This is a genomic window from Variovorax sp. V116, from assembly GCF_041154435.1.
Taxonomy (GTDB): domain Bacteria; phylum Pseudomonadota; class Gammaproteobacteria; order Burkholderiales; family Burkholderiaceae_C; genus Variovorax; species Variovorax paradoxus.
This window is the reverse complement of record NZ_AP028661.1, coordinates 2,132,377-2,154,902: the sequence shown is the minus strand read 5'-3', so window position 1 is coordinate 2,154,902 and position 22,526 is coordinate 2,132,377. Positions and strand designations below refer to the sequence as shown.

14 protein-coding genes are annotated in these 22,526 nt (G+C 68.6%); 5 read left to right on the top strand and 9 right to left on the bottom strand.

What is annotated here, in order from left to right; all coding sequences use genetic code 11:
- Positions 1 to 642 precede the first annotated feature (642 nt).
- The 9 genes from ACAM58_RS10140 to ACAM58_RS10100 form a co-directional block, all read right to left on the bottom strand.
- Positions 643 to 5,664, bottom strand: coding sequence for a malto-oligosyltrehalose synthase (locus ACAM58_RS10140; RefSeq protein WP_062361900.1), 5,022 nt, complete (start codon positions 5,662 to 5,664; stop codon positions 643 to 645).
- A 22-nt stretch (positions 5,665 to 5,686) separates the two neighbouring features.
- Entirely contained in the window at positions 5,687 to 7,522 is a 1,836-nt protein-coding gene (treZ, locus tag ACAM58_RS10135) for a malto-oligosyltrehalose trehalohydrolase (protein ID WP_012747115.1), read from the bottom strand.
- Complete coding sequence (gene glgX, locus ACAM58_RS10130) at positions 7,519 to 9,684, bottom strand: glycogen debranching protein GlgX (RefSeq protein WP_012747114.1); 2,166 nt, start codon at positions 9,682 to 9,684, stop codon at positions 7,519 to 7,521. The genes treZ and glgX overlap by 4 nt, the downstream gene beginning before the upstream one ends.
- Before the next feature lie 26 nt (positions 9,685 to 9,710).
- Positions 9,711 to 10,451, bottom strand: a complete 741-nt coding sequence (locus ACAM58_RS10125) for a hypothetical protein (protein ID WP_012747113.1) — start codon at positions 10,449 to 10,451, stop codon at positions 9,711 to 9,713.
- 58 nt (positions 10,452 to 10,509) lie between these two features.
- Positions 10,510 to 13,839, bottom strand: a complete 3,330-nt coding sequence (gene treS, locus ACAM58_RS10120; RefSeq protein ID WP_012747112.1) for a maltose alpha-D-glucosyltransferase — start codon at positions 13,837 to 13,839, stop codon at positions 10,510 to 10,512.
- Positions 13,840 to 13,849: 10 nt separating this feature from the next.
- A complete protein-coding gene (locus tag ACAM58_RS10115) occupies positions 13,850 to 15,904 on the bottom strand; it encodes an alpha-1,4-glucan--maltose-1-phosphate maltosyltransferase (RefSeq protein WP_369664416.1) in 2,055 nt (684 codons plus the stop codon).
- Entirely contained in the window at positions 15,901 to 17,799 is a 1,899-nt protein-coding gene (gene glgB, locus ACAM58_RS10110) for a 1,4-alpha-glucan branching protein GlgB (protein ID WP_369664415.1), read from the bottom strand. The genes ACAM58_RS10115 and glgB overlap by 4 nt, the downstream gene beginning before the upstream one ends.
- 194 nt (positions 17,800 to 17,993) lie before the next feature.
- Positions 17,994 to 18,314 (bottom strand): hypothetical protein, encoded by a 321-nt coding sequence (locus ACAM58_RS10105; RefSeq protein WP_012747109.1) that lies wholly within the window; start codon positions 18,312 to 18,314, stop codon positions 17,994 to 17,996.
- Between the two features lie 105 nt (positions 18,315 to 18,419).
- Positions 18,420 to 18,779: a hypothetical protein gene (locus ACAM58_RS10100; protein WP_369664414.1), complete on the bottom strand. Its 360-nt coding sequence runs from the start codon at positions 18,777 to 18,779 to the stop codon at positions 18,420 to 18,422.
- A 275-nt stretch (positions 18,780 to 19,054) separates the two neighbouring features.
- On the opposite strand from ACAM58_RS10100, the gene ACAM58_RS10095 reads away from it, so the two are divergent.
- The 5 genes from ACAM58_RS10095 (at position 19,055) to ACAM58_RS10075 (ending at position 22,511) form a co-directional block, all read left to right on the top strand.
- The gene (locus ACAM58_RS10095; protein WP_018902897.1) at positions 19,055 to 19,492 is read left to right on the top strand and encodes an Hsp20/alpha crystallin family protein; all 438 of its coding nucleotides are present in this window, start codon (positions 19,055 to 19,057) and stop codon (positions 19,490 to 19,492) included.
- A 42-nt stretch (positions 19,493 to 19,534) separates the two neighbouring features.
- Positions 19,535 to 19,954 carry an Hsp20/alpha crystallin family protein gene (locus ACAM58_RS10090; protein WP_012747105.1) on the top strand — a complete coding sequence of 140 codons (420 nt, stop codon included), beginning with the start codon at positions 19,535 to 19,537 and terminating at the stop codon, positions 19,952 to 19,954.
- A gap of 14 nt (positions 19,955 to 19,968) precedes the next feature.
- Positions 19,969 to 20,343: a hypothetical protein gene (locus tag ACAM58_RS10085; RefSeq protein ID WP_369664413.1), complete on the top strand. Its 375-nt coding sequence runs from the start codon at positions 19,969 to 19,971 to the stop codon at positions 20,341 to 20,343.
- 143 nt (positions 20,344 to 20,486) lie between these two features.
- On the top strand, positions 20,487 to 21,152 hold the full coding sequence (locus ACAM58_RS10080) for a phosphoribosyltransferase (protein WP_369664412.1): 666 nt from the start codon (positions 20,487 to 20,489) through the stop codon (positions 21,150 to 21,152).
- A gap of 12 nt (positions 21,153 to 21,164) precedes the next feature.
- The gene (locus ACAM58_RS10075) at positions 21,165 to 22,511 is read left to right on the top strand and encodes an erythromycin esterase family protein (protein WP_369664411.1); all 1,347 of its coding nucleotides are present in this window, start codon (positions 21,165 to 21,167) and stop codon (positions 22,509 to 22,511) included.
- Positions 22,512 to 22,526: the final 15 nt, after the last annotated feature.

The window sequence follows — 22,526 nt, the reverse complement described above, 5'->3', positions numbered from 1 at the left end:
GCACAAAGAATGAATAAGCTTCGGGGTGGGGGGCGGCGCCCGGAACAGCGCATGGCGGCAGCGGTTCCAGTCACAGCAAGCGGCCACGATGTTGGAAGCAATGGTGCGCCCGCCATCGATCTTCGCGGGTCAGGTGCTCGGCCGTCAGCCGAACCATTCGCGCCCGGTCGGGCGAGATGCCATGCGCCACTGCGAACGCTTTCGCGTCTGCGCGCTACATCGGGTGCAGACAGCAAAAACAAAGGTGGCCTTGAGCCCAGAAAGCGCTCTCGCGGAGCGCGCAGAGGTTGGTTCTGTGCGTCATAAGATTTCACGTTGAAGTGATCCCCCGTGGCGCTTGGCGCAACTCGGGCGCCGGCGGCTTGGCCGGCTGGCGGTGCACCGACGTTGCGTCGGCGCTGTCGAGATTCTCAGGTCCCGAACAGTTTGAAGTTTATTGCGGCGCCAACATCATGAGTGCCGATCATTTCCGACGACGTCCAACACACCTCTGCTTCGGCGTCCCGCTGCTCAACCATGAGTCGACTTCGCTCAAGTAGTTCTCGACCTCGCTCAGCCAAGTCTCCGACAGCGGCGGATCTCTGAACTACGTCCAGTCGGCCGCACTCCGCTACTCTGCAAACGATTCGATGAATCAAGCTCCTATTTTTGGAAGATAGCCCAAGGCATGCGGCAGAACGCATCTTTCAGCGAGACGACGCGATCCTCGGCAGCCAGCGATTCGCCGGTGAGCACGTTCACCAGCGTTGCGCCTCCGAGATCCTCAGGCAACACCACCCTCGTCCCCCTCCACGCCTCCGCATCGGGAAGCACCGGCACACCATCCGCCCCGGCGCACGCAATCCCCGCAAACAACCGCCCCGCCATCACCACCAGCGTCCGCCCTTCGTGCCTGCGCGCAAAGGCCACCACATGCCGCGCCAGCGGCCCTTCGACCGCGAGCCCTTCGTAGCTGCCTTCGCGGAATAGTTCCGCATGCGAGCGCCGCATCGACAGCAGCCGCCAGATGAACCAGAGCTTCGCGCGGCCATCGTGCGGCGACCCGGCCAGCGCCTGCACGCGCGCAGCAAGGTCGTGCCCGCCTGCCATCGCCTGGAGCTCATCGAGCCGACGGCTGCGCAGTTCATAGTCCACCGGCCGCCGGTTGTCGGGATCGACCAGGCTCAGGTCGATCAGCTCGCTTCCTTGATAGAGATCCGGCACGCCCGGCGAGCCGTACTTCAGCAGCGTGAGCGTCAAGCCGTTCCACGCACCGAACCATGACAAGCGATCGGCCAGGCGCTGGATGTCCGCAAGGCAGCCGTCCTTCGACAGGTCCGAGAGGATCCGCTGCACCAGGCCTTCGAGCGCCGCTTCGTACGGTGCATCGGGCTGGGTCCAGCGCGTGTGGAGCTTGGCTTCGCGCGCGGCCTTCTGCATGTACTGCCACACACGCGCGGCATAGGCCGGCACGTCGGCAGCATCGAGGCCGCCGAAGGGCAAGGTGCCGAGCAGGGTCTGGTAGAGCAGGTATTCGTCGGCGCGCGAAGGCGCTGCCTCCGCCTGCTCGCCGCCGCGGCACAGCGCGTGCCAGCGCGCGAGCGCGTCGCGCCACTCGCTGGGCATTTCGGAGAGCACGTCGATGCGGTTGCGCACCTCTTCCGATCGCTTGTTGTCGTGCGTGGAGGTCGCGAGCATGGTGTGCGGCCAGTGCCGCGCGCGGTCGGCGCTCAATGCATGGAACTCGGGCACGTCGAAACCGAACTGGTCCGGCTCGCCGCCGACCTCATTGAGCGAACTGAGCGGAAAGTAGCGGTAGAACGAGGTGTCCTCCACGCCCTTGGCCGCGACCGGCGCGCTGAACTGCTGGAAGCGCATCGCGAACCGGCGCACGCGCCCGGCCAGCGCCGGTGGCGCATGCGCGGCCGCGGCCTCGCCGCGCAGCGAGCGGCGCACGAAGGCGAAGACGGAGCGGTCGGCATCGACACTCTGGCGCTCGGCCGCCTCGGTGGCGGCGTCGATGAAATGCGCGTCCTGCGCGGAGGGTGCGTCGACGATGTAGGTGCGGTAGACCGGCATGCAGGCCGCCACTTCGGCGAGCGCGCGGCGCAGCGCGTTGAGCGTGTAGTCGCGTGTGCCGCGGTCGGCCCGCGCAATCCTGAGCAGTTCGGAGGAGAGCACGTTGAGCTCCGACGACAGCGCGCTGCGCATGACCTCGCGCTTGCCGGCCCTTGCGACCGAGCCGAAGTCCTGCGCCTCGCCCGTGAAGCCATGCCAGGCCTGCCGCAGGGCGTCGGCCGCGGCGGTGTCCACGAGCACGCCGTTGGCCACGTTGGCAAAGCGGTAGCCGGTGGTGCCGTGCACATGCCATTCGGCGGGCACCTCTTCTTCCGAGGCGGCGATCTTCTCGGCCACCACGTACAGCGGGCGCGCCGGCCGTCCATCGGGGCCGGTAGCCGGCAGCACGATGCCCGCGCGGCGCGCATAGCCTTCCTGCAGCTGCCGGAAGTAGCGCGCAGGGTCGTACAGGCCATCGGGATGGTCGATGCGCAGGCCGTCCACCACGCCGGCCGCGGCAAGGTCGAGCGCGAAGGACTGGGTGGCCTCGAACACCTCGTCGCGTTCCATGCGCACCGCCGCCAGGTCGTTGATGTCGAAGAAGCGCCGGTAGTTGATTTCGTCGGCCGCCACGCGCCAGTAGGCGAGCCGGAAGGCCTGCAGGTCGATGAGCCGGTGCAGCTGGTCGCGCGCCTCTTCCGACGCCAGGTTGAACTCCGCCACCGCGGCCAGCACGGCGCGCGCGAGCGACGGATGCGCCTCTGCCAGATGCGCGAGGCGGGCCTTGAACAGTTCCTTGTCGCGCACGCGCTCGGTGCATTCGGCGGGCGTCTGCGCACGGCGGCTGGGCAGGTGGCCGAAGGCGGCCGAGAGGCTGGCGAGCTGCGCTGCGAGCATCGGGTCCTTCAGGTGCGGCAATGCGCATGCAAGAACCACGGGATAGCTTTCGGGCGCCAGCGGAAACCGGTGGTCGAAGTAGCGCAGCGCGAAGCTGCCGTGCGCCGCTTCGAAGTGCAGCGCCAGCTCCCCGCTCGCGAGCACCTCGCCATAGTGCCCGCCAAGCACCGGCAGCAGCACCTTGCCGGCCAGCTCCTTGTTGAGCGGCTGCCAGTCGATGTCGAAGTGATGCGCGAAGAGCGAGGCCGGGCCGTTCTCCAGCACGTCCATCCACCAGGCGTTGTCGGCGCCGAGCACGCCCATGTGGTTGGGCACCATGTCGAGCAGCTGCCCGAGGCCGTGCGCCTGCAGCGCCGCGACGAAGCGCGCAAAGCCCTCGGCGCCGCCGAGCTCGGGATTGACCTCGGCATGGGCCACCACGTCGTAGCCGTGCGTGCTGCCCGCGCGGGCGCGCTGGATGGGCGAGCAATACACATGGCTCACGCCGAGCTGCGCGAGATAGGGCAGCACGCGGATCGCATCGTCGAAGCCGAAGCCCTGGTGGAACTGCAGGCGGTAGGTGGCCCTCGGCACGCGCGCCTGCAGCAGCGTGGACGGCGCCGCTTCCGCGCGCAGGCTGCGGCGCGGGCGAATCGCGCGCAGGTGTTCCGTGAGCCCCTGCATCGCATCGCCCGCCGCCAGCTCCTGCACGCTGGGCAGCAGCTTGCGCCGCCAGTTGGGATGGGTGTCGGTGGTGCCGGGCATGTTGGCCTGCTCCACCTCGCCGGCCACGTCCTCGAGCTGGAACACCATCAGCGCCGACGGCGCCGCGGCCAGGAACGCGTGGACCGCCTGCATGATGCGCGGCGAAGGCACTGCGAGCGACAGCGCCTGCGCCGCCTCGTCGGCGGACAGCAGGCCCGCCTCGCGCACGGCCAGCGTCAGCCGGATGCGTTCCTGCGCGCGGTCCAGCAGCTGCGCATCGAACAGCCGCGGATCGGGAAAAAGCCCGAGCGCCAACCGCAGCCGCAGGTCGTGGCCCGACCACCAACCCGCGAGCGTGGCGAGGTCGTGCGTGCTGATGGCCACCAGCGCGGCTGCCGGGTAGGCCGCAGGCAGCGTGAAGCCGCCGCCCTGCTGCTTCTCGAAGTAGAGCAGCCGGTAGGAGAGCACATCGGCGCGCGCGAGCGCTTCGCGCATCGCGTCTTCCACCGTGCCCAGGTCTTCGCCCACCACCATGCAGCCATGCCGATGGCTTTCGACCGCCACGATGGCCAGCATCTCCTCGACCGCGTAGCGCACGTAGGCGCCGTCGTGCGGCGAGCGGCCCGGCGGAATCCAGAACAGACGCATCAGCCCCATCACATGGTCGATGCGCAGCGCGCCGGCATGCCGCATGTTGGCGCGCAGCATCTGCACGAAGGGCTGGTAGTGGTGCGTGCGCAGGTGGTCGGGGCGCAGCGGCGGCAGGCCCCAGTTCTGCCCGGCCGGGTTGAACTCGTCGGGCGGCGCACCGATGCTCGCGCCGACCGCGAAGCAGTGGCGCGCGGCCCAGGCGTCGGAGCCGCCGCGGTCCACCGACACGGCCAGGTCCAGGTAGAGCCCGATGCCCATGCCCAGCGCCTTGCAGCGTTCGCCCGCGCGCGCAAGCTGGTGCTCGGCCACCCATTGCAGGTACTGGTGGTATTGCAGCCGCTCGGCATGCTCGGCCGCAAAGGCCTGCACCTCGGGCGAATCCGCCTCCCGATAGGCTTCGGGCCAGGCGAGCCAGCCCCAGCACTGCGGATCGGCCGCGGCAAAGTGGGCCTGCAGCGCCTCGAACAAGGCGTGCTGGCGCAGCGGCTCGCCCTGCGCCGAGACAAAGGCCAGGAAGGCCTCGCCGCGTGCATCGGGAGCGCCGGCCGGCGAAAGATGCCGCGCGCGAAAGTGCTCGAACAGCAGCTCCAGCACTTCGAACTTGGCGGTGGCCACGCCGGCATGGTCGACCAGCGGCGCGGCCCGCAGCGCCGCGAGCCGGCCCTGGAACCCCGGCGATTCGACGTGCCGGCGCGCGGCCTCGCAGGCGGCGAAGTCGTCGACCGCCTCGACGTCGATGTACAGCACGTTGATCCATTGCCGCGACGACGGGCTGTAGGGGCTGGCGCGCGGCGGATCGGTCGGGAACAGCGCATGCAGCGGGTTCAGGCCGATCAGGTCGGTGCCCTGCCCGGCCATGCGGTCGACGAGCGCTTCGAGGTCGCCGAAATCGCCGATGCCCCAGTTGCGCGCCGAACGCAGCGCATACAGCTGCAGCGCCGGCCCCCAGACGCGGCCACCGTCCTGCACGGCGGGCGGGCGGTAGCAGCGGCCGGGCGAAGCGACGAGCAGGGTCTCGCCGGCCAGGCCGTCGATCTGCAGCCAGTGATAGCCGGGCGCGAGCGGCTCGGCCAGCTGCAGCGTGCAGCTGCCATGCGGCCAGGGCTGCGCGTCGGCTTCGCCCTCGCGCACGAGCCCCTGCTCGTCGCGCAGCCGCCAGCGCAGGCTGCCTGAGCGCTGCGGCAGCTGCAGCGACCAGTGCGGTGCATGCGCCTGCACCACCTGCACCGGTGGCATGGCGGGCGCATCGGCCTCTGCGCCAGTTGCGGCACCCGCCTGCACGCCGAACTCGGCCAGCAGCGCGGCCAGGTTCTCGGGCGATGCATGGCGCAGCGTTCCGAAGGCGTCGTGGTAGGCCGGCGAGATGCCGTAGTGCCGGCACAGGCGCTCCAGCACATCGTCGCTCCAATGACCCGGATCAGCCACCGGCGATGTCCTCCAGCGTCGCATGCACGGCGCCCCGCTCGAGCTGCAGGCCCGCCGCCGCGGCCACGGCGCCCCTGCTGTAGAGCACCGTGCCCGCAGGCGCGGCTGCTTCCACCGCAGGCTGCGCACCAAGATTCGCAAGCAGATGAAGGCGCTTGTCCGAGAGCTTCCACTGAACCCGGATCATCCCGTCTTCGCAGCCATGGCTTCCCGCGCCGCGCACGCCGGCCAGGTGCGGCACCAGCAGCCGATGGCGCGCGTCGAGCAATTGCTGCACCTCGCACAGCTGCGCGAAATGCGCCCGCGTGCCGCGCTCGCGCCAGCGCAGCTTCGAGGCTTGGAAGGTCTGGTCCGCATTGGGATCGGGAATGCGCGCACGCGCGGCTTCGTCGGCAAAGGCGGCGAAGCGGCCGAACTCTGCGCGGCGCCCTTCGGCCACGGCCGAGGCCAGTTCGGGGCCGAAGTCGCAGAAGTACAGGAACGGCGAGGAAGCCGCGAACTCGTCGCCCATGAAGAACATGGGCACGTGTGGCGACAGCAGCACGCAGGCCAGCGCGGCGCGCACCAGCACCGGATCGCCGAGCGCATGGATGCGCTCGCCGAACGCGCGGTTGCCGACCTGGTCGTGGGTCTGCAGGTAGGACACGAAAGCGGTCGGCGGCAGCTGCGTGCTGGGTTCGCCGCGCGGCTCCCCGCCGCGAAAGGCCGAGGGCTGCCCCTGGTAGATGAAGCCTTCGGCCAGCGCACGCGCAAAGCGGGCCGCGGCGTCGTCGGCATAGTCGGCGTAGTAGCCGTCGCGCTCGCCGGTGGCCAGCACATGGGCGGCGTGGTGCAGGTCGTCGTTCCATTGCGCGGTGCCCGCCACCGGCAGGCCGTTGCCGTCGCGCGCCAGCAGCGAGGCCTGGTTGGCGTCGTTCTCCAGCACCAGGTGCACCTGCCGCTCGCGCGCCGGCCCGGCGTTCAGCGCCTCGCGGATCTCCTGCACGATGTGCCTGGGCGAGGCATCGCGAATGGCATGGATCGCATCCATGCGCAGGCCGTCGAAGTGGAATTCTTTCACCCAGTACAGCGCGTTGTGGACGAAGAAGTCGCGCACGGTGCGCGAGCCCGGCCCGTCGAAGTTGATGGCCGCGCCCCATGGCGTGTGCTGGGCCGCGTCGAAGAATTCGGGGCAGCAGGCGTGCAGGTAGTTGCCCTCCGGCCCGAAGTGGTTGTAGACCACGTCGAGCAGCACCATCAGCCCCAGCGCATGCGCGCTGTCGACGAGGGCCTTGAGCTCGTCGGGCGTGCCGTAGCTGGCGTCGGGCGCGAACTGCAGCACGCCGTCGTAGCCCCAGTTGCGCGCACCGGGAAAATCCGCGAGCGGCATGAGCTCGACCGCGGTAATGCCCAGTTCCGCCAGCTCGCCGAGCCGCTCGCGCGCGGCCCGGAAGGTGCCTTCCGCGGTGAAGGTGCCAACGTGCAGTTCGTAGACCACGGCCTCGTGCCAGGGCCTGCCGCGCCAAGCGGTGTCGGCCCATTCGTAGAGGGCCGGATCGACCACCTGGCTCGGACCGTGCACGTCCTGCGGATTGAAGCGCGAGGCCGGGTCGGGCATGGTGGTGCCGTCGGCGAGCCGGTAGGCATAGAGGTCGCCAGCGCGCGCATCGGCGAGCGTGAGGCGGTGCCAGCCGTCCGTGTCCTGCGCCATGGCGTGCGAGGCCTCCTTCCCGCCCGCCGGTGTGTGCACGAGCGTGACGCCATGCATGGACGGCGCCCACAGTGCAAAGTCCACGCCGCCATCGCCGCGCACCGTGGCGCCGAACGGCATGCGGTGGAAACGCTTCATGGCCGCACGTCCGGCCGGCTCAGCACCACTAGCGAGCGGCACTGCAGCGGATAGGCGGGCTCGGACCAGGCGGGCGCGAGCGCGGCCACGTCCTCGGTGGCGGGCGGCGGGGTGCCGCTGGCGGTGTCGAGCAGCAGCCGCCACGCGCCATAGGGAGCGGGCGGCAGGGTGAACGGGATCTCGTCGTGGTGCGCGTTGAACAGCACCAGAAAATCATCGTCGTGCAGCGCCTCGCCGCGCGGCCCGCGGTCGGCAATGCCGCCGCCGGACATGTACATCGCCAGGCAGCGCGCGTTGGCGTCGCTCCAGTCCTCGGGGCGCATCTCGGCGCCGTCGGGCCGCAGCCAGACCACGTCGGTCACGCTCTCGGCCTCCGAGGGCTTGCCGGCAAAGAAGCTGCGGCGCCGGAACGAGGGGTGGGCGCGCCTGAGCGCGATGGTGCGCTCCACGAAGGTGATCAGCGCCTGCCGCTCGGGCGTGGGCGTCCAGTCGAGCCAGCTGATGTCGTTGTCCTGGCAGTAGGCGTTGTTGTTGCCGTTCTGCGTGTGGCCGCGCTCGTCGCCGGCCAGCAGCATCGGCACGCCTTGCGACAGCAGCAGCGTGGCCAGCAGGTTGCGCTTCTGGCGCTCGCGCAGCGCGGCGATCTCGGGGTCCTCCGTCGGCCCTTCGGCGCCGCAGTTCCAGGAGATGTTGTGGTTGCTGCCGTCGCGGTTGTCCTCGCCGTTGGCCTCGTTGTGCTTGTCGTTGTAGGAGACCAGGTCGTCGAGCGTGAAGCCGTCGTGCGCGGTGATGAAGTTGATGCTCGCGTTGGGCCGCTTGCCCGACCAGCCGTACAGGTCTTCCGAGCCGGTGAGCCGCTTGCCGACCTCGCCGATCACGCCCGGGTCGCCCTTCCAGAAACCGCGCATGCCGTCGCGGTAGCGGTCGTTCCATTCGGCCCAGCCGAGCGGGAAGTTGCCCACCTGGTAGCCGCCGTGGCCCAGGTCCCAGGGCTCGGCGATGAGCTTGACGCGGTTGAGCGTCGGGTCCTGGCGGATGGCGTCGAAGAAGCCGCCCAGGTTCTCGACCTTGCCGGCCTCGCGCGCGAGCGCCGAGGCCAGGTCGAAGCGGAAGCCGTCCACGTGCATTTCCTCGGCCCAGTAGCGCAGCGAATCCATCACCAGCTGCAGCGCATGCGGATGCTCCAGGTTGACGGTGTTGCCGCAGCCGGTGAAGTCGTCGTAGTAGCGCCGGTTGTCGGCGTTGACGATGTAGTAGGAGGCGTTGTCCACGCCGCGCATCGAGAGGGTGGGCCCGAGCTGGTTGCCTTCGCAGGTGTGGTTGTAGACCACGTCCAGGATCACCTCGATGCCGGCCGAGTGCAGCGTCTTCACCATGGTCTTGAACTCCTTCACCTTGCCCGAGGCGCTGTAGCGCGTCTCGGGGGCGAAGTAGGCCAGCGAGTTGTAGCCCCAGTAGTTCTGCAGGCCCTTCTCCGCCAGGTGCCGGTCGTTGAGGAAGCTGTGCACCGGCAGCAGCTCGATGGTGGTCACGCCCAGGCGCTTGAGGTAGTCGACCACGGGCGCGCAGCACAGGCCGCCGTAGGTGCCGCGCAGCTCGGGCGGCACGTCGGGGTGGCGCATGGTGAAGCCGCGCACGTGCAGCTCGTAGATCACCATGTCCTGCCAGGGCACCGAGGGCCGGCGGTCGTCGCCCCAGGTGAAGGCCGGCTCCAGCACGCGGCCCTTGGGCACCAGCGGCGCGCTGTCGCGGCGGTCGAACGAGAGGTCTTCGCGCTTGCTGCCGACCGTGTAGCCGTAGAGCGCATCGCCCCAGCGCAGTTCGCCCACCAGGTCTTTTGCGTAGGGATCGACCAGCAGCTTGTGCGGGTTGAAGCGGTGGCCCTCCTCGGGCTTGTAGGGGCCGTGCACGCGGTAGCCGTAGGCCTGGCCCGGGCGGGCTTCGGGCAGGTAGCAGTGCCATACGCCGTCGGTGCGCTCCCGGATCGGGATGCGCTGGATTTCGTGGCGGCCCTTGTCGTCGAAGAGGCACAGGTCCACCCCTTGTGCGTGCTGGGAAAAAAGCGCGAAGTTCACGCCCTCCCCGTCCCAGTTGGCGCCCCGCGGATAGGGGCGCCCCGGCCAGACGGCCGAGATCGGATTGCGTTGGCTGCTGCGTGTCATCAAGTTGGATGTGGGAGAAAGAAATTTCAGCGCGGCGGGCGCTCGTCGAACGGGTTCGGCTTGGGCCTGGCCGTGCCGCTGCTGCTGTCGCTGCCGTCCTTCGGCAGGCGCGGCCACCAGCGTTCGATCTGCTCGGCCGCCCAATCCTTGCCCGCCAGGCCGAAGGCCAGCGCCAGCGCGAACACCACGCCCGCCAGGATCACCAGGAAGCTTTCGCGCACGATGTCGCCGCCCACCTTGACCTGGTCCAGCGCAATCAGGATGACGAAGGCCATGACCGCGTAGCGCGCGATCTGGCCCAGCAGCATGGCGTCGCGCAGCTGCGCGCCCCGGAAGTAGCTCGACACCGCCTCTCCCACGAAGCGGGCAAAGTAGGAACCGAAGGCCAGCACCAAAAGGGCCACGAAGAGATTGGGCACGAACCACACGACGCGCCCGAGCAGGTCGGCGATGTAGCTCAGGCCCATGCCGTTGAACGCCAGCAGCAGTGCCGCAAAGATCACCAGCCAATAGGCCAGCACGCCGAACAGGCTGCAGGTGTCGCCCGGCCAGCCGCCCTGGCGCAGGAAGTTGTCCAGGCCCGCGCGCTCGGTCAGCACGTTGAAGTTGATCGCGCGCAGCGCCTTGGTCACCGCAAAGCGCGCGGCCTTGGCAATGAGCCAGCCGGCAAGCACCACCACCAATGCAATCGCCAGGCGGGGCACGAAGGCCCCGACCTGGTAGAGCATTGCGTTCAGCGGCTCCAGGTGAATGCCAAATCGGTCCATGTTTCTCTCCGGTGCGTGGTTGCGGTTGCGGACGAAGGCGGTGGATGCGGTGCAAGCATCAACCGGGCCGCTCCACCTGCAGCAGCGCGAGCACGCCGTTCAGCGGCACCTGCGCCCAGTCGATGCGGTTGTTGAGCTCGTAGCGCAGCTCGTACAGCGCCTTCTCGGTCTCGAACAGCGCGAGCAGGTCGGCGTCGATGCGGGTGGCCTCCTCGCCCGCGCCGGCCTCCATGTAGCCGTCCAGGAAGGCCTGGCGTGCCGACTGCTCCCAGGCCGCGGCGGGCGGCCCCAGGTAGGCGGCCTCCTCCACGCTCTGCGCAACGCGGCGCAGCGCGGACCAGCGCGCATAGTTGAACGAACGCAGCATGCCGGCCACGTCGCGCAGCGGCGAGCCCTTGGCGCGGCGCTCGTCGAAGCTGCGCGCGGGCTCGCCTTCGAAGTCGATGATCACGAAGTCGTTGTCCCGCAGCAGCACCTGCCCCAGGTGCAGGTCGCCGTGGTAGCGGCTCTTGATGCCGCCTTGCGCCTGCGGCCTGCGCGCCGCGATGGAGCCCTGCAGCGCGTCCTCCATGGCCAGAAGGGCCTGGGCATCGGGCTGCGCCGGCGCCGGCAGCTGGGCCAGCCTTTCGCGCAGCAGCGCCAGCGTGGCGGTGGCGTCGGCGCGGGCCTGCTCCGCATAGCGGGCGATGTCGCTGTCCAGCAGCGGCTCGGGATCGAAGGCCGCCGCGCCGGTGCGCAGCGCAAGCGCCTGGTGCAGCTCGGCGGTGCGCCGGCCCAGCGTGGCCATGAGCGCGAGAAAGCCGCCGTGCACGGCCATCGGGTCCGGCAGCGCGCCGTTGGTGGTGGCGAAGTCGCGCAGGAAGCGCTCCAGGTAGCCCAGCGTGTGGTCCCAGCCATCGCCCTGGTTCGACACATAGGACTGCACCATGGCCAGGGTCATGGTGCGCCCGTCGTTGCCGGTGTATTCGAGCGCGCCCAGCACCGGGACGCAGTGCGGATATTTGGCCACCTCGGTCAGGAAGCGGCCCATCTCCAGCTCGGGGTTCAGGCCTTCGCGCAGGTGGCGGTAGCCCTTGAGGAACAGGGTTTCGTCGAGCGTGACCACGGTGTTGCTGCTCACGCCGCTCGGCCGGCCGATCGGCAGACTGGCGATGTCGGCCTCCACTTCGGCAAAGGCCGCCGTCGCGCGAAAGCGCAGCCGCCCCTGGGCGGTTTCCAGTTCCATGCCGCTGCGGATGGCCAGCACCAATTCGCGGCAGAAGGCTTCGTCATAGAACGCATCGCCCATCAGCCCCACCTGCGCCTGTTGCCGCACCTTGGCGAGCGCGGCCTGCGCGACGCCGGCCATGCGCTCCTCGTCGCGCTCTTCCCAGGCCAGTGCCAGCGGCATGAAGTAGGTGGCGCCGCCGGGCGGCCCATCGAGTTCGAGCAAGGGCAGCATCCAGCTGAGCGGGCCTGCCTCCCAGATGACGTGGTCCGCCAGGCGCGCGCGCTCGATGGGGGTGCCCTTGGATGCATACCAGCGCTGGATCTCGATGTGGCGCGGCAGCGTCTCCAGCTCGAACTGGTTGCGCATGCGCTCCGACATGCCGATGCGCCAGGGCATCACGCGGTCGCGGAAGAAGCTGGTCCAGCCGTCGAACAGCACCAGCGTGGGCCACTCCTGCAGCGCCACGCCTTCCTGGTGCCAGCTCGGCATCTCGGCATCGGAAGTGAGCCTGAACCAGTAGAAGCCGTACGAGGCCAGCGTGAGCAGGTAGGGCAGCTCGCCGATGGGCGGAAACGGCGCGCGGCCCAGCATCTCGATGGGCACGCGGCCCTTGAAGGCCGAGAGATCCAGCTCCACCGGCTGCGCGGCGCGAGACAGGTTGAACACCGTGAGGATGATGTCCTCGTCGTACTCGCTCAGGTAGGCCAGGATCTTGCGGTTGCCCGGCTTCAGGAAGCGCCGCTTGCCGCGGCCGAAGGCGTGGCTGGTCTTGCGCACGGCCAGCATGCGCTTGGTCCAGTTGAGCAGCGAGCTGCTGTCGCGCGCCTGTGCCTCCACGTTGAGCGCCTCGTAGCCGAACATCGGGTCCATGATGGGCTGCAGGTACAGCCGCTGCGGATCGGCGCGCGAGAAGCCGGCGTTGCGGTCGGGGCTCCACTGCATGGGCGTGCGCACGCCGTTGCGGTCGCCCACGAACACGTTGTCGCCCATGCCGATCTCGTCGCCGTAGTAGATGATCGGCGAGCCGGGCATCGACAGCAGCATGCCGTTCATGAGCTTCACGCGGTCGATGTCGTTTTCCATCAGCGGCGCCAGGCGCCGGCGGATGCCCAGGTTGATGCGCGCGCGCAGGTCGGCCGCGTACATGGTGTACATGTAGTCGCGCTCCTTGCTGGTGACCATCTCGAGCGTGAGCTCGTCGTGGTTGCGCAGGAAGATGGCCCACTGGCAGCCCTCGGGAATGTCGGGCGTCTGCTGCATGATCTCGACGATGGGGTGCCGGTCTTCCTGCGCAATGGCCATGTACATGCGCGGCATCAGCGGAAAGTGGTACGCCATGTGGCACTCGTCGCCATCGCCGAAATACTCGCGCACGTCTTCCGGCCACATGTTGGCCTCGGCCAGCAGGAAGCGGTTCTTGTACTGCGCATCGATCGCCGCGCGCAGCTGCTTGATCACCGCGTGGGTCTCGGGCAGGTTCTCGTTGCTGGTGCCGTCACGCTCCACCAGGTAGGGAATGGCGTCGAGCCGGAAGCCGTCCACGCCCATGTCGAGCCAGAAGCGCATCACCTTGAAGATGGCTTCGAGCACCGCGGGGTTGTCGAAGTTGAGGTCCGGCTGGTGGCTGAAGAAGCGGTGCCAGTAGTAGGCCTTGGCCACCGGGTCCCAGGCCCAGTTGGAGGTCTCGGTGTCGGTGAAGATGATGCGCGTGCCCTGGTAGATCTGGTCGGTGTCGCTCCACACGTAGAAGTCGCGCTCGGGCGAGCCCGCCGGCGCGCGCCGCGCGGCCTGGAACCAGGGGTGGTCGCTCGAGGTGTGGTTGATGACCAGCTCGGTGATCACCCGCAGCCCGCGCTCGTGGGCGGCGTCGAGCATCTCGCGGAAGTCGTCCAGCGTGCCGTACTGCGGGTTCACGTCCTCGTAGGCCGAGATGTCGTAGCCGTCGTCGCGCAGCGGCGATGGATAGAAGGGCATCAGCCAGATGGTGTTGACGCCCAGTTCCTTCACGTAGTCGAGCTTGGCCGTGACGCCCTTGAAGTCGCCGATGCCGTCGTTGTTGGAGTCGAAGAACGCCTTGACGTTGAGCTGGTAGATCACCGCATCGCGGTACCACAGCGGGTCGTCGCTGATGTCGATCTCTACCGTTTCGAGCGCAATGTGGGAGACAGGGGCGTTCATCGTTGCGGCCTCACAGGAAGTAGTCGAAGTCGCGCTCGTCGCCGTGGCGCCGCCGCACCACGAAGATGTGCGCGGGCACGCTGTGCGGATCGAGCTTGACGTAGTGCCAGCCGCCCTGCCAGATGAAGCGCTGCCCGCTCAGCAGGTCGTGCATCTGGAACGGGCGCGAACGCTCGACGTTCACGCTTTCGGGGTCGAGCTCGAGCCAGCCCGACTGCACGTTGTGCGGATCGAGGTTGACCACGGTCACGACCACGTTGTCGCCGGCCTCCGACACCTTGGCATAGGCCAGCAGCTGGTCGTTGTCGATGCGCAGGAAGCGCAGGCCGCGGTCCCAGTGCAGCGCCGGGTTCTCGCGGCGGATGCGGTTCACGCGCGTGATGAACGGCGCCAGGCTGCCCGGGTCGTCGTGGTTCCAGTGGCGCAGCTGGTATTTTTCGGAGTCGAGGTATTCCTCGCTGCCGGACGAGCGCGGCCGGTGCTCGCGCAGCTCGTAGGCCGGCCCGTAGATGCCGTAGTTGGCCGCGAGCGTGGCGGCCAGCACCAGCCGCGCCATGTAGACCGAGGCCTCTCCGCCCTGCAGCTGCTCGTGCAGGATGTCGGGCGTGTTGGGCCACACGTTGGGCCTGAAGTAGTCCACGCCCGGTGGCGTGGAAAGCTCGGTGAAGTATTCGACCAGCTCCTGCTTGGTGTTGCGCCAGGTGAAGTAGGTGTAGGACTGCGAGAAGCCCAGCTTCGCGAGCCGGTGCATCACCTTGGGCCGCGTGAAGGCCTCGGCCAGGAAGATCACCTCGGGGTGCTGGCGCCGGATCTCGCCGATCACCCATTCCCAGAACGCGAAGGCCTTGGTGTGCGGGTTGTCGACGCGGAAGATGCGCACGCCCTCGCCTATCCAGTGCTCGATCACGCTGCGCAGCTCGGCCCAAAGGCCGCGCCAGTCCTCGCTCTCGAAGTTGAAGGGGTAGATGTCCTGGTACTTCTTGGGCGGGTTCTCCGCATACTGCACGCTGCCGTCGGGGCGCCAGCGAAACCAGTCGGGGTGCGCCTTCACGTAGGGATGGTCAGGCGCGCACTGGAAGGCGATGTCCAGCGCGATCTCCAGCCCGTGCGAGGCCGCCTCTGCGCAGAGGTGGCGAAAGTCTTCCGCCGTGCCCAGCGCCGGAAGAATGGCCTTGTGGCCGCCCTCGGCCGCGCCAATGGCCCAGGGGCTGCCGACGTCGTCCGCGCCGCTGGCCAGCGCGTTGTTGGGGCCCTTGCGCTGCAGCCGGCCGATCGGGTGGATCGGCGGAAAGTACAGCACGTCGAAGCCCATGGCGGCAATGGCGGGCAGCCGCGCCTCCACGTCCTTGAAGGTGCCGTGCACGCCGGGCGTGGTGCCGGCCGAACGCGGGAACAGCTCGTACCAGGTGCTGAAGCGCGCACGCTCGCGCTCGGCCTCCAGCGGCAGCTCGAGCGAAAAGCGCACCTCGTGCCGGCGGTCGGGGTGGCGGCGCGCCAGCATGGCGAGCTCCTCGTCCAGCGCCAGCGCCTTGAGCGCCGACACGTCCGCGCCGGGGTCGGCCGCCACGGCATCGAGCTCGGTGGCCCAGTTGGCCAGCGCCTGCCGGTCCGCGCCCTCGGCCCGCTCGGCTGCGCCGGCCACCTCCAGTGCGCCCACCTGCGATGCGATGCGCACGTCGTCGGGGTCCACGCGGCGCGTCATTTCATGGCGCCACGATTCGAACGGGTCGACCCAGGCCACCACGGTGTAGAAGTAGCGCCCGAGCGCGGGCGGCGCAAAGGATGCCTCCCACACGTCGTTGACGAGCGGCTTCATCGGCACTTCGCGGAACTCGGCCTTGCCCTGCGGACGCCAGCACAGCTGCACGCGCAGCACATCGTGGCCGTCGGTGAAGCAGTGCGCCTTCACCTGCATCCTTTCGCCGACGATGCATTTCACGGCAAAGCGGCCGTTGTCCACCGATGGCAGCACGGCATCGACGACCGCGCGCCGGTTGCCGTCCTGCACCTCGGGCGCCACGGAGGAAGCCGCGGGGGCCTGCGGATTTGCGAACAGTTTTTTCATGATGGCCGGTGCTCGAGAATCAGCGTGGACAGCGGCGGCAGGGTCATGCACACCGAGTGCATGCGGCCATGCGAACGCACGGGTGCGGCCTCGACGCCGCCAAGGTTGCCCCACCCGGAGCCGCCGAACTCGACGGCGTCGGTGTTGATGAGCTCGCTCCAGAAGCCGGGCAGCGGCACGCCCAGCACGTAGTTGGTGCGCGGCACCGGCGTCATGTTGCTGACCACCAGCAGCGGCGCGTGGCCGTCGCGCGGCTTGCGCAGGAAGGCGAACACGCTGGCGTCGGCATCGTCGGCCGCAACCCATTCGAAGCCCGAGGCCGAGAAATCCTGCTGGTAGAGCGCGGGCGCATCGCGGTACACGCGGTTGAGCTGCGCCACCAGCCGCTGCAGGCCGCCGTGCCCCTCGAGTTCGCAGACCCACCATTCGAGTTCGCCGTCGTGCGTCCACTCGCGCCGCTGGCCGAACTCGCCTCCCATGAAGAGCAGCTTCTTGCCGGGATGCGCCCACATGAATCCGAACAGCGCGCGCAGGTTGGCGAACTGCTGCCAGTGGTCGCCCGGCATCTTGCCGAGCAGCGAGCCCTTGCCGTGGACCACCTCGTCGTGCGACAGCGGCAGCACGAAGTTCTCGTGGAAGGCATAGACCAGCGAGAAGGTCATCTTGTGGTGGTGGTACTTGCGATGGATCGGCTCTTCCTTCATGTAGGCGAGCACGTCGTGCATCCAGCCCATGTTCCATTTCTCGCCAAAGCCCAGCCCGTCCATGTCGGTCGGCCGCGAGACGCGCGGCCAGGCCGTGGATTCCTCGGCCACGGTGATCGCGTCGGGGTGCTCGCGGTAGACGGCGCGGTTCAGGGTGCGCAGGAAATCGATGGCCTCCAGGTTCTCGCGGCCGCCGTGGCGGTTGGGAATCCATTCGCCGTGCTGCCGCGCGTAGTCCAGGTAGAGCATGGAGGCGACCGCATCGACCCGCAGCCCATCGACGTGGTACCTGTCGAGCCAGAACAGGCCCGACGACACCAGGAAGCTGCGCACCTCCGCGCGGCCGTAGTTGAAGATGCTGGAGTTCCACTCCGGGTGGAAGCCCTGGCGCGGATCGGCATGCTCGTAGAGGTGCGTGCCGTCGAAGAACGCGAGGCCGTGCTCGTCGGTCGGAAAGTGCGAAGGCACCCAGTCCAGCAGCACGCCGATGCCGTTCTGGTGCAGGTGATCGACCAGGTACATGAAGTCCTGCGGCGAGCCGTAGCGCGCCGTGGGCGCGAAGTAGCCGGTGGTCTGGTAGCCCCAGGAGCCGTAGAAAGGATGCTCCGTCACGGGCATGAGCTCCACGTGCGTGAAGCCCATCCCCTTCACGTAGGCCGCGAGTTCATGCGCGATCTCGCGGTAGCCCAGGAACCGGCCTTCGCGGCGGCGCCACGAACCCAGGTGCACCTCGTAGACGGACATCGGCGCATCGAGCGCATTGCGCGCGCCCCGCGTGGCCATCCATTGGGCGTCCTTCCATTCATAAGAAAGTTCGCAGATGCGCGAGGCCGTGGCGGGCGCCAGCTCGGCGCAGAACGCGAAAGGGTCGGCCTTGTCGACCGTGTAGCCGCCAAAGCGCGAGCGGATGCGGTACTTGTAGGCCTGCCCCGGCGCGGCATGGGGCGCGCGGCCCAGCCAGATGCCGGTGCCGTCCGCGGACGGCGCCAGCGGATCGGCATCGCCGGACCAGTGGTTCCAGTCGCCGACCACCGTCACCGATTCCGCGTTGGGCGCCCACACCGCGAAGCGCGCGCCGCCCTCCTTCAGCAGGTGGCAGCCCAGCAGGTCGTACAGGCGGGAATGCGTTCCTTCGCGGAACAGGTAGGCGTCTTGCGCCTCAGGCTCTGAAAGCAGTTGGGTCACTGGCACCGGTGTTCCTTGCTTGCATGAAGGCCAGCGACCGGGTGTCCAACGGACACGCTTTCGGCATCTACAAGGCCTGAGCACACAATTTGCAAAGAATCCGGGCGCAGCGGGTAAGGCTGAAACCTCCTTGCCGTGTCGGAGAGTTGCCCATCACGCGACCAGGGGCGAAAACCGGCCGCGCACCGGGCGCGGCATTTTCAGGCAGCCAGCGGCGTGGCCTGCGGTGCGGTTTGCGAGCCGCCGGAGCGGGGCGAAAGGCGCTGGGAAAAATCGTCCACGGTCAGCACGATCGGCTGGTTCGGGTCGGTGCGGTAGCGCTTGAGCGCCGCGGCGCCAATGGCATCGAAGTGCGCCTTGCAGGTTTCCAGCAGGCGGTCGCCCAGGTCCCTGGTGCCGAACACGTCGTGCAGGGTCTCCTCCGAAATCTGCCCGATGATCCGCGCGCCATCGTGGCCGTCCGGGTAGATCGCGAAGCGGACGGCCGCCGTGTCAAAGCAATAGATGCCTTCGAAGTCCATGTCTGTCTCCTGATGAATTTTTCGCTTGCATGAGCGAATCGGATTCAGCGCGGAAGCACGCATCCGGCGGCATGGATTTGCGCGCATGTTCAGGAAGGATGCGGCCTACAAACCCTGCGACGGGTGCGAATCGCGGCTTCGGGCGGGTAAGACTTGCTGCAATGCATGTCCGAAGCGCTTCTCGCCAAGCCAGCCTTTCAGGCCCGCATGGCGGCGTTTCGACTGCTGCGGCAACTCACCCGGGTAGCGGATCCGCGCGAGCTCCTCGCGTCCTTTCTCGGTGATGGCCAGCACCTGCGCCGCGGGCTCGCTGCCCGCGAGCTTCAGGGGGTCGGCTGGCGCCGGAATCAGTGCAATCACGAGCCCCGCCTGGCGCAGGATCCTGACCTCGTCGATCTCCTTGGGCGTGCGGAAAGACACGGGCAGGCGGGATGCGGCTATCTGCTTGAGCAGGTCCATCGGCATGGCAAATCTCCTTCAGGTTTGGAATGACGATTGACGATTTCGACGAGGATCGATTTAGGTCCGCGCCGCGCCCCTTCAAGAGGCCCCGTGTCGAGTTTTTTTCAATTGCGGCATCGGCCTTCATAGCACTCGCGCAATCGGGGCTACCGCCCCCCGGACATCCCCTCTTGAAAACCTGCCGCCAGCGCCTATTTCGCTGATCGGAAGCGCTGGAGGCGCACGCCTCGAGCGCACCGTTCAACCTGTTGTTCTTTCTTTGAATGGAGGTTTTCGCCATGTACCGATCCCTGTTTCCGCGCGACATGTTTGCAGAGATGGATCGCCTGCAGCGCGAGATGCAGCAGGCCTTCGATCTGTCTCCGACCATCCGGGGCTTCGGCCGCAACGGCTTTCCGGCCCTGAACATCGGCGGCACGCCGCAGACCGTGGAGATCTACGCGTTCGCGCCCGGTGTCGACCCGTCCAGCCTCGAGGTGAACCTGGAGCGCGGCCTGCTCACCATCGCCGGCCAGCGCGCCAACAAGCTGCCCGAGTCCGACGCCAAGGCAGCCGTGCACATCAACGAGCGCTTCGAGGGCTCGTTCCGCCGCGTGCTCACCCTGCCCGACGATGCCGACCCCGACGCCGTGACCGCCAAGTACCGCGACGGCGTGCTGCACATCAGCGTGCAGCGCCAGGCTTCGTCGCAGCCGCGGCGCATCACCGTTCAGTGATGACGATGACGCAACCCTGAAATGAAGAAAGGAGAGACGATCATGGACAGCAGCAACACCCCCAGCACTTCGACCCGCGCGGCCGGGTCGAAGGAGCTCGCGCGCAAGGACGACAGCACGCGCTACAGCGACGCGGCGCTGACGCCGCCGGTCGACGTGGTCGAGGACAGCGGCGGCATCACGCTCTTTGCCGACCTGCCGGGCGTCTCGCGCGACAAGCTCAGCCTGCAGGTCGCGTCCGACACGCTGACCATCGAGGCCGAGTCGGGGCTCTCGATACCCGAGGGGCTCGAGTCGAGCCACACGGAGGTGGGCCTGGGCCGCTTCCGCCGCGTCTTCACGCTCAGCAAGGAGCTCGACACCAACGCCATCTCGGCCGAGCTTTCGCAGGGCGTGCTGAAGCTGCGCATTCCCAAGGCCCAGCACGCGCAGCCGCGGCGCATCGAGATCCAGGCGGCCTGAGCGAGGGGCGCAGCATGCCGTGCGACCAAGGCGATGGAAGAAGAAAGATGAGCGGCACCGAGTGCCTGGCGCGGCTGCGCGCCGACGCCGCGGCCCTGAGCCCGCGCGCCGCGCACATCGCGCTGGCGCTCCTGCCTGCCGTCGACCACTTGCCGGACGCATGGAAGGCGGGCCTGCGCAAGACCCTGGCCCACCGCGCCGGCGCGGCCGCGCCGCTCTCCCCCATCGAGTTCGACGCGATCCGCGCCACCGCGGCCAGCCTTCCGCACGCGTATCCCGAATGGGTGGTCAGCGACCCCGAGCACCCGAAGGCGCGCGAGCTGATCGTGAATGCGTGGCGGGAGGGGGCGCGGCGCGGGCGGGGTGGGCTGCGCCAGGCTGGCGCCTGATCCAGCAGCACCCATAGCTGCCGCTGCGAGACGGGGGGCACGGCGCGCCGCCCCATGGCAGTGCACGCCTACGCCAATGTGCGCATCCCCCTACAGCACCGCTGTGCCAGGAAAAATAAGGTGGCCGCAAGGACACCCGAGAAATGGCTTTCGAGTTTTTCAGGAACCGGCAGCAGGCGGGCCGCGTGCTCGCTCAAAGGCTCGCCGCCTATGCGCACAAGCCGGATGTCGTCGTGCTGGCCCTGCCGCGCGGCGGCACGCCGGTGGCCTACGAAGTGGCCAAGGCATTGCATGCGCCGCTCGACCTGCTCGTGGTGCGCAAGCTCGGCGTGCCGGGACACGAGGAATACGCGATGGGTGCCATCGCGGGCGGCGGCGAGCGGGTGCTCGATGAAGACCTCGTGCGCGAACTCGGCATCGGCGCGAAGGAAGTCGACGAGGTCGTGCGCAACGAGCAGGACGAACTCGAGCGGCGCGAACGCGCCTACCGCGGCGACCGGCCCGCGCCCGACCTGCATGGCCGCACCGCCATCCTGGTGGACGACGGCCTGGCCACTGGCGCGACCATGCGCGTGGCCGTGCGCGCGGTGCGCCGGCAGGCGCCGGCCCGCGTGGTGGTTGCGGCGCCCGTGGCATCGCGCGAAGCCTGCGCGCTGCTGCTCGGCGAGGCCGACGACGTGGTCTGCGCCGAGACGCCGGAGCCCTTCCTCGGCGTGGGGCGCTGGTACCTGGACTTCTCGCAGACCAGCGACGAGGAGGTCTGCCACCTGATCGAAGACGCCAACCCTCATGGCACGCTTCCCGCATGAGGACCGTGGACGATGAATCCCTCACGCATTTCAAACGAAGCGGAGGCGCTGCGTGCCGTGGCGCATCCGATGGACGGATCTTCCAGCGACCATGACGCGCTGCTCGAGCTGATCGGCGATGCGCACTATGTGCTGCTCGGCGAGGCTTCGCATGGCACGCACGAGTTCTATGCGGCACGCGCCGACATCACGCGGCGCCTCTTGGCCGAGAAAGGCTTCCACGCGGTGGCCATCGAAGGCGACTGGCCCGATGCCTATCGCGCGAACCGCTACGTGCGGGGCGCCGGCAGCGACGCCAATGCGCGCGAAGCGCTCGCGGGCTTCCGGCGCTTTCCGACCTGGATGTGGCGCAACGAGGACGTCGCGAGCTTCATCGAATGGCAGCGCGCCTTCAACGACGCGGGCCCGCCGCAGGGCAAGACCGGCTTCTACGGCCTGGACCTCTACAGCCTGCACGCCTCCATCGAAGCCGTGCTCGGCTACTTCGACCGCACCGATCCCGTGGCGGCGCGCAGCGCCCGCGAGCGATACGCATGCTTCGACCGCTTCGGCGACGGCGGACAGGTCTACGGCCTGATGGCCGGCCTCGGCAACACGCCCTCCTGCCAGCGCGAGGTGGTCGAGATGCTGGTCGAGATGCGCCGCGCCGCCGGCGAAGCATGGCGCAGCGGCAGCGCGGCCAATGAGGAAGACGCCTTCAACGCCGAGCAGAACGCGCGCCTCGTCAAGAACGCCGAAGCCTACTACCGCTCGATGTACCTGAGCGACGTGTCCTCCTGGAACCAGCGCGACCGGCACATGGTGGAGACGCTGGGCGAGATCGAGCGCCACCTGTGGCGCGCGAGCGATCGTCCGAAGATCGTGGTGTGGGCGCACAACTCGCACCTGGGCGATGCGCGCGCCACCGAGATGGGCGAGCGCCGCGGCGAACTCAACGTGGGCCAGCTGGTGCGCGAACGCCAGGGCCGCGATGCGGTGCTGGTGGGCTTCACCACGCACACCGGCAGCGTGATGGCGGCCTCCGACTGGGGCGCGGCCGCCGAACGCAAGCAGGTGCTTCCCTCGCGCGAGGACAGCTACGAGGGCCTCATGCACGAGACCGGGCTCGAGCGCTTCATGCTGCCGCTGCGCGGCGAAGGAAGCCACTTCTTCGCGCTGCGGGAGCCGCGGCTCGAACGCGCCATTGGCGTCATCTACCGGCCCGAGACCGAACGGCAGAGCCACTATTTCTTCGCGCGGCTGCCGGTGCAGTTCGATGCGCTGCTGCACTTCGACCAGAGCCGCGCGGTCGAGCCGCTGGAGCGCGATGCGGCCGCAACGGACGCGGAGGTGCCCGAGACCTATCCCTCGGGCCAGTAGCCGCGTCGCGTTCAC

What these genes read in the sequence shown, in the direction of transcription:
- ACAM58_RS10090 (WP_012747105.1), top strand. Translation starts at nt 19,535, where the DNA reads ATGGACAGCAGCAACACCCCCAGCACTTCGACCCGCGCGGCCGGGTCG.
- ACAM58_RS10125 (WP_012747113.1), bottom strand. Translation starts at nt 10,451, where the DNA reads ATGGACCGATTTGGCATTCACCTGGAGCCGCTGAACGCAATGCTCTAC.
- glgX (WP_012747114.1), bottom strand. Translation starts at nt 9,684, where the DNA reads ATGACACGCAGCAGCCAACGCAATCCGATCTCGGCCGTCTGGCCGGGG.
- ACAM58_RS10095 (WP_018902897.1), top strand. Translation starts at nt 19,055, where the DNA reads ATGTACCGATCCCTGTTTCCGCGCGACATGTTTGCAGAGATGGATCGC.
- ACAM58_RS10080 (WP_369664412.1), top strand. Translation starts at nt 20,487, where the DNA reads ATGGCTTTCGAGTTTTTCAGGAACCGGCAGCAGGCGGGCCGCGTGCTC.
- ACAM58_RS10075 (WP_369664411.1), top strand. Translation starts at nt 21,165, where the DNA reads ATGAATCCCTCACGCATTTCAAACGAAGCGGAGGCGCTGCGTGCCGTG.
- treS (WP_012747112.1), bottom strand. Translation starts at nt 13,839, where the DNA reads ATGAACGCCCCTGTCTCCCACATTGCGCTCGAAACGGTAGAGATCGAC.
- treZ (WP_012747115.1), bottom strand. Translation starts at nt 7,522, where the DNA reads ATGAAGCGTTTCCACCGCATGCCGTTCGGCGCCACGGTGCGCGGCGAT.
- ACAM58_RS10115 (WP_369664416.1), bottom strand. Translation starts at nt 15,904, where the DNA reads ATGAAAAAACTGTTCGCAAATCCGCAGGCCCCCGCGGCTTCCTCCGTG.
- ACAM58_RS10105 (WP_012747109.1), bottom strand. Translation starts at nt 18,314, where the DNA reads ATGGACTTCGAAGGCATCTATTGCTTTGACACGGCGGCCGTCCGCTTC.
- ACAM58_RS10085 (WP_369664413.1), top strand. Translation starts at nt 19,969, where the DNA reads ATGCCGTGCGACCAAGGCGATGGAAGAAGAAAGATGAGCGGCACCGAG.
- ACAM58_RS10100 (WP_369664414.1), bottom strand. Translation starts at nt 18,779, where the DNA reads ATGCCGATGGACCTGCTCAAGCAGATAGCCGCATCCCGCCTGCCCGTG.